Source organism: Streptomyces sp. NPDC094143, assembly GCF_040303825.1.
Classification (GTDB): domain Bacteria; phylum Actinomycetota; class Actinomycetes; order Streptomycetales; family Streptomycetaceae; genus Streptomyces.
This window is the reverse complement of the sequence record NZ_JBEOTZ010000092.1, coordinates 1-6,489: the sequence shown is the minus strand read 5'-3', so window position 1 is coordinate 6,489 and position 6,489 is coordinate 1. Positions and strand designations below refer to the sequence as shown.

8 protein-coding genes are annotated in these 6,489 nt (G+C 68.9%); 5 read left to right on the top strand and 3 right to left on the bottom strand.

Annotated features, from left to right (window positions below; all coding sequences use genetic code 11):
* The coding region (locus tag ABTZ58_RS39600; protein ID WP_351368239.1) for a sortase domain-containing protein at positions 1-781 on the top strand (781 nt) is incomplete at its 5' end.
* A 46-nt stretch (positions 782-827) separates the two neighbouring features.
* On the opposite strand, the gene ABTZ58_RS39595 is transcribed toward ABTZ58_RS39600, so the two are convergent.
* The gene (locus tag ABTZ58_RS39595) at positions 828-1,025 is read right to left on the bottom strand and encodes a hypothetical protein (RefSeq protein WP_351368236.1); all 198 of its coding nucleotides are present in this window, start codon (positions 1,023-1,025) and stop codon (positions 828-830) included.
* A gap of 293 nt (positions 1,026-1,318) precedes the next feature.
* Between ABTZ58_RS39595 and ABTZ58_RS39590 the strand changes: the two genes are divergently transcribed.
* Both ABTZ58_RS39590 and ABTZ58_RS39585 read left to right on the top strand, forming a co-directional pair.
* Positions 1,319-1,654 (top strand): DUF6233 domain-containing protein, encoded by a 336-nt coding sequence (locus ABTZ58_RS39590; RefSeq protein WP_351368233.1) that lies wholly within the window; start codon positions 1,319-1,321, stop codon positions 1,652-1,654.
* A gap of 423 nt (positions 1,655-2,077) precedes the next feature.
* Entirely contained in the window at positions 2,078-2,431 is a 354-nt protein-coding gene (locus ABTZ58_RS39585; protein ID WP_351368230.1) for an STAS domain-containing protein, read from the top strand.
* Positions 2,432-2,835: 404 nt separating this feature from the next.
* Here ABTZ58_RS39585 and ABTZ58_RS39580 read toward each other — a convergent pair whose 3' ends face one another.
* A complete protein-coding gene (locus ABTZ58_RS39580; protein ID WP_351368227.1) occupies positions 2,836-3,024 on the bottom strand; it encodes a hypothetical protein in 189 nt (62 codons plus the stop codon).
* Positions 3,025-3,112: 88 nt separating this feature from the next.
* Entirely contained in the window at positions 3,113-3,520 is a 408-nt protein-coding gene (locus ABTZ58_RS39575; protein WP_351368224.1) for a hypothetical protein, read from the bottom strand.
* Positions 3,521-3,770: 250 nt separating this feature from the next.
* On the opposite strand from ABTZ58_RS39575, the gene corA reads away from it, so the two are divergent.
* The gene (corA, locus tag ABTZ58_RS39570) at positions 3,771-4,922 is read left to right on the top strand and encodes a magnesium/cobalt transporter CorA (RefSeq protein ID WP_351368221.1); all 1,152 of its coding nucleotides are present in this window, start codon (positions 3,771-3,773) and stop codon (positions 4,920-4,922) included.
* Between the two features lie 268 nt (positions 4,923-5,190).
* Positions 5,191-6,237, top strand: coding sequence for a magnesium and cobalt transport protein CorA (locus ABTZ58_RS39565; RefSeq protein WP_351368218.1), 1,047 nt, complete (start codon positions 5,191-5,193; stop codon positions 6,235-6,237).
* Positions 6,238-6,489 lie beyond the last annotated feature (252 nt).

The window sequence follows — 6,489 nt, the reverse complement described above, 5'->3', positions numbered from 1 at the left end:
CCTCCTGCACCGGCTGTCCTCCGGGGAGTTCCCCGTCGATGCCGCTTTGTTCGAGCGGATCGACCGCACCGTGGACCAGCTGGAGGAGGCCGCCGTCCAGCAGCCGCCGCCACCACCTCCGCCATCGGCCCGCGCCCACGTCCAGCAGCCGACCACGGCCGCCCCCGGCACCGACCCGCGCACTGCGGTGCTGCCCGCCTCCGAGCCGGTCCGCATCACGGCCAAGCCCATCGGCCTGGCCGCGCCCGTCGAACCCGTCGGTGTCGCCAAGGACGGCTCCATAGCCCTGCCTGCGGATCCCGGCAGAGCCGGCTGGTACACCGGCTCCGTCACCCCGGGCGAAAGAGGCAACGCCGTCCTGGCGGCCCACCTGGACTCCAACAGCGGCCCCGCCGCCTTCTACAGCCTGGGCGCCCTGCGGCACGGCGACGGCATCACCGTCGAGCGTCAGGACGGCCGCGACGCGCTGTTCAGCGTCGCCGCCATGCGCCTCTACGCCAAAAGCTCTCTGCCCTCCGAGACGGTCTACGGGCCGACCGCCCACCCGCAGCTGACACTCATCACCTGCGCCGACTGGGACGCGACAGCGAAGGAATACCGAGCCAACCTGGTCATCACCGCCCACCCCGCGAAGAGCAACGATGCCGCTCCGGTGAGAGGGACGGCAGGCCAGGGCTGGCGGGGACGGGGTGCCGACCAAACTGTTGGTGAGGAGGACGGCCTCGGACGGGTTCACCTCGCTGGCGAGGGCCCAGAACCGGGGCTGAGAAAGAGGCACTAACCCGCCCGGTCCTGCAGAACTGCGGACGGAGACGCGGTTCAGGGGTCTACGACCCGCTGGAGATCACGCGCTCGCCGCCTGCTGCGCGCTCGGCGAGGCCGATCCGGGCGTCGTCGATTCTGCCCCTCAAACCGATCCATGACCGGTACTGGTGCTCGGCCGTGGCCTGCTTGCCCCACCAGCCCTGCATCACCAACTGGCCGGCCGAACTCAGGGTGAGGTGGAACCGCTCTGTCCACGTCATTCACTGTCCCACCCGCCCTCGTCGGTGTAGGTGCGCAAGCGCAGCTGCGCATCGGCCGCAGCCTCGCGCAGTTCTTGAAGGACCGGCCCCGGCGGCACCCGCAACGTCGGAGGCGTCGCGAGAAAGCAGTCCCGGCAGCGTCCAGCCAGCGGAAGCCGCGGTCCGGATCGTGGAGCACGCCGCTGGTGCGGGACGGCCGGCCGCAGGCGGAGCAGGGCGGCTGCTGCTGCATGCGCTCCCAGACGGTGGCCAATCGGGGCGCACGGGGCAGAGGTGAGAGAGGCCGGGGCGACATGAACGATACAGGGTCGTCGCGACTCGCGCTCCTCCGCTTCCTGGAGCGCGTCCAGGAGCGTGACCTGTCCCGCACCCGCGGATGGATCGCCGACGGGGAACGCCGCCAGGCCGGGCGGCGCGTCGGCGCCGCCCGCCGCCCGCCGGCTCCCGCGTTTCTGATCGAGCGCGGCCTGGACCGCAGGAACATCGTCGCTCTGCACACAGGGGAGTGCTGGGACCCGGCCAAGCGGGCGAAACCTGCGATCAGGGAGCAGGCGGTCGAGGCCCTGCGCCAGCAGGTGCCGGCGTGTACCAAGTGCGGGCCGAACACGGCGCTCGGCATCGTGGATTAGGCCGGTGAGCTGGCGCCCGACTGGTCACTGTGTCCGGTGAGGAGGGCCAGCAGGGCATGCACGGCAAGGTGTGCTTCGGCCGGGTGACGACGACCGGGATGTGCGCAGGATCTGGGAGGTCGCGCGCCTGCGCGACCTCATCTCCTGCCGGGGCCGGGCCCGTGCCTCCTTACCTGCCTTGGTGCCGGGTTGGGTAGTGAAGGGCTTCACAGGATGTGCCCCGTGTGAGTGACGTACTCAGAGGCGGAATCATGCGACGGTGGGAGGACTGCGAGACTGACCGGCACCACGTGGGTGCGGGTCCTTGGGGAGTTCGGGCGTTGCCCCCATCCCGGGCACTCGGCCCCCGCCATGGTCACACGCCTCCAGAGGGTGTGTGGCCCGTGGGCTCGTCAACCCCCTGGGAAGGGGTCGCGCCCCCGCATGAACACGAGCATTACCACGACGGTCGACGGCACCTTCGCACGGATCTTTGCGTGCGGGGAGATCGACTTCGACACCCTGCCCCGGCTGCGCGCTGCAGTTGCCGCGCTGTCCCCGCGAGTGACTGACCTGCAGTGGGACCTGACCGGCACGTCTTTCATGGACATCGCCGGTCTCCACCTGCTGTTCCACCCCACCACGAGCAGTCCAGAGCGCCGGACCACGGTGACCGGACTGGGCCGGCAGCCGTTGCGGCTGCTGCTCACCGCGTGCGAGACAGGCCCCGCGGTGTTCGACTTCTCCCGCCTGCTGCCCAACATCGGACCCGCCGGGTTCCGGCCTGCGCCCCTTTGAACAGCGCAGCGGAGTTCGGAGAAGTAGATCTGCTTCTTCGGCCTGACCGACGCCCAAGCGCCCGGCCCTGGGAGGAAGGCCGGGCGCTCGGTTCAGGGCCCAAGCTCATGACCGGGCTTGCCCGGGTCCCTGCTCGCGTATCCGCACGGGGACGGATGTTCATGACGCGTTGCCCAGTTCAACGACGGGCCGGCTCAGCGCGTCACGGCTGGCGCGTCGACTTGCACAGGTTCTTCCTCCGTCGTCCTGGTCTTGGTGGTGCTCGAACTTGACGTGGGCTCCGGCGAGGGGCGCAGCCCGCGCATCGTTGCCGTGCTTGCGTGTCAGATGCTCGGCCAGGCCCTGTTGGCAGACGTCGGCTGCTGATGCTCGGCGAAGGCGCGCTCAACTGGCCGGTTGGGCCTTTACAGGCGGGTGGCGGCGTAGGCGGTCAGGAGGGTGGCGGTCACGGCGATGCCGATGAGTCCGGGCCAGCCGCCTGTCAGCGCGCAGAGGGCGACGACGGTGAAGGCGCCTGTCATGGTGGCGGCGAAGGTCCACGGGGGCAGTCCGCGGTCGCTGTCGGCGGCTTGCTTGCTTTTGCTCCAGGTCATTGGGGACACGGTAGTGGGCACGGCCAGGTGTGAGGAATGTCGGGTCGTGCGGGAGCTGTGCGGGGTCAGCGCTGGGGGCTGGGGTTGGTCAGTGGGGCTGGATGGTGGTGAGCATGTTCCGGATGGCGGTGAGGGCGTGTTCGGCGCCGGTGATCTCCTCGGGGGTGGGCGTGATGGTGGCGTGGTCGGGTGTGCCGTCCGGCTGCCATTGCAGAACGGGGGCGAGGACAGATGCGCACTGGCCCAGGAACCAGCCCATCGGGGTGCGGGAGGTCGCGGTGGCGACCGCGAGAGCGGCGAGGCACTCGCGCAGGTGGTCCAGCCTGGTGCCGAGTGGTGCGTGGGCTGCTTCTGCGGCCGACGCGGTCGGCCAGGGCAGGGAGGTCAGCAGCTCGGCGGCCATGGCGTAATCGGTGTGGGTGACGTTCCAGATGCCTGTCCGCCGCCAGGTCCGGGCTTGGGCGATCGCCGCGTCTGTCGCTGCCTGCATGGTCATGCGTACAGATTACGTATGGGTTTTTCCGGGCGGTCTTGCCGGTGCGGAGCGGGGTATACGCTGCGTGGCGGTCCTGTCCGTGTTGCGTCGAAAGGTGGTGGGCTTCCGCGATGAGCGGTGAACCTCCCAGTCGCATGCCGCACGGCGTCACCGTCGTCGAGCCCTAGAGCGGGGCGGTGGAGGTGGCGTCCGCGGCATGCCGCATCTCACGTCACTTCCCGATCGTTTCCGCCTGAAGGGCCCCGTGCTCATGCCTGAGCGTCGTCGGCGCGGTCTGCGCGCCTTCACTCCGTCCAAGCCCGCCAAGCGCTCCTCCGAAGGGCCGGCCGAACCGGCAAACACCTCTGGGGTGTCCGCGCCGGGACCGGCGTCTGAGCGGACAAGCAGCGTGATCACCGCCGCTCTGTATGAGGATGGTCAGCGCACCAGCACCCACCACAGCCTGGTGGAGACTTTCCGTCAGCTGCGTGAGCAGTCCGGTGGCATGGCGTGGATCGGCCTGTACCGGCCGGACCCAACCGAGCTGCAGTCCCTCGCGGCGGAGTTCGACCTGCACCCGCTCGCGGTGGAGGACGCGTTGGAGGCGCACCAGCGTCCGAAGCTGGAGCGTTACGGTGCCACCCTGTTCGTGGTGCTGCGGGCGGCCCGCTACATGGACGCCGCCGAGGAGGTCGACTTCGGCGAGCTGCATATCTTCGTCGGCCGGGACTTCGTCATCACCGTCCGCCACGGCGCCGCGCCGGACCTGGCCGCGGTGCGCCGCCGTATGGAAGCCAGCCCCGAGCTGCTCAAGCGCGGCCCCGAGGCGGTGCTCTACGCGATCCTGGACGCGGTCGTGGACGGTTACGCCCCGGTGGTGGCCGGGCTGCAGAACGACATCGACGAGATCGAGACCGAGGTCTTCACCAACACCCCCGGTGTCTCGCGCCGTATCTATGAGCTGTCCCGTGAGGTGGTGGAGTTCCAGCGGGCCACCCGGCCGCTGGCCGGCATCGTCTCCGGGCTGTCGGCCGGGTTCGACAAGTACAACATCGACGAGGAAATGCGCCGCTATCTGCGCGATGTCGCCGACCACGCCACCCATGTCACCGAACGCGTCGACGGGTTCAAACAGGCGCTGCAGGACATCCTCACCGTCAACGCCACCCTGGTCACCCAGCAGCAGAACGAGGAAATGAAAGCCTTGGCCGAGGCCAGCCACGCCCAGAACGAGGAGATCAAGAAGATCTCCGCCTGGGCGGCGATCCTGTTCGCGCCCACCCTGGTCGGCACGATCTACGGCATGAACTTCGACCACATGCCCGAACTGGGCTGGGTGTGGGGCTACCCCTTCGCCCTGCTGCTCATGGCTGTGGTCTGTGCCGGCCTCTACGTCGTGTTCAAACGCCGCGACTGGCTCTGACCCCGGCACACCCTGCCGCTGACATTGGAGAACATGATGCGACCTGCTCTGCGCACGCTGGTGCCTGTCGCCCTCGTGGCCTGGATCGCCTTCATCACCCTCTGGCTGTACCTCACCGAGTAACCGCCCACATCGCTGCCGACAGCCCTTCAGGCTCGGCAGCGTAGTCCCCGCAGGGCGGGCTCCTCCGGACTGGCGGACCGGGGGAGCCGCCCTGCGGGGACGGCGGACAAAGACGAGTGGCGCACCAATCACAGGACGGCGATAGATGGTGAATCTCGGCAAGGACAGCGGTGAACACAGTGCGGCGGACCTGCCTGAAGCGGTGGTCGATTGCGCCCTGTACGAGGACGGCGGGCGCATCCCGGGCCGCGTAGGCCTGGGCAGGATCCTGGACCGGATAGACCCGGGAGTGGGGCGGTTCGCATGGATCGGCCTGTACGAGCCGACCGCCGAACAGCTCCAGCGCGTCGCCGACGCTTTCGACCTGCACCCCCTGGCGGTCGAGGATGCCGTCCACGCCCACCAGCGGCCCAAGCTGGAGCGCTACGGCGACACCCTCTTCCTCGTGCTGAAGACCATCGTCTACTGCGACCACGAGGAGATCACGCCCACCAGCGAGATCGTGGACACCGGCGAGATCATGGTCTTCGCCGGGCCCGGGTTCGCCATCACCGTCCGCCACGGCAGCGCCCCAGCCCTGGATGTCGTACGCCGTCAGCTGGAAGCCGACCCCCACCAGCTCGGCCATGGGCCCGCGGCCGTCCTGCATGCCGTCGCGGACATGGTCGTCGATCACTACCTGGAAGTCGCCGACCACTTCCGCACCGACATCGAGACCCTCGAAAGTGAGGTGTTCTCACCCGACAAGCCCATGGATCCCGCCCGGATCTACCAGCTCAAACGAGAGCTGATGGAGTTCCGCCGGGCTGTCGTCCCCCTGGCCGGCCCCCTGCAGCGCCTTGCCTCCGGCAACCTGCCCGACATCCCCGCCGACGTCACCGCCTACCTGCGCGACGTCGCCGACCACCAGCAGCGCGCCGGCGACACCATCAGCAACCTGGACGAACTGATCACCGGCATTCTCAATGCCACCATCGCCCAGCTGAGCGTTCAGCAGAACTCCGACATGCGCAAGATCAGCGCTATGGCCGCCCTCATTGCGGTGCCCACCATGGTCGTCGGCGTGTACGGCATGAACTTCGACCACATGCCCGAACTGACCTGGCGCTACGGCTACCCCGCCGTCCTCACCGTCATCGTCGTCGCCTGCACCCTCATCTACCGCGCCCTGCGCCGCAACAAATGGCTCTGACCAGCTGCCCCGTCCCGCAGCCCACCAGCGTCGGTTTCCCGCGCCGCAGCACCTGGTTACCGGACGGCGGGTCGGCAAAGCGCATACTCGGTGATCATTGCGCAGCGTTGAGAGCGATGGCGTAGGGCGAACTTCCGATGATCAAGTTGAACAGGACATGGGGGATATGAGCGAGGCGAGTGGGCCGGTGATGCCGGAGACGGTGGACAGCCCGGCGTTGCGGACACAGCCGACCAGTGCGGCGGCGAGGTG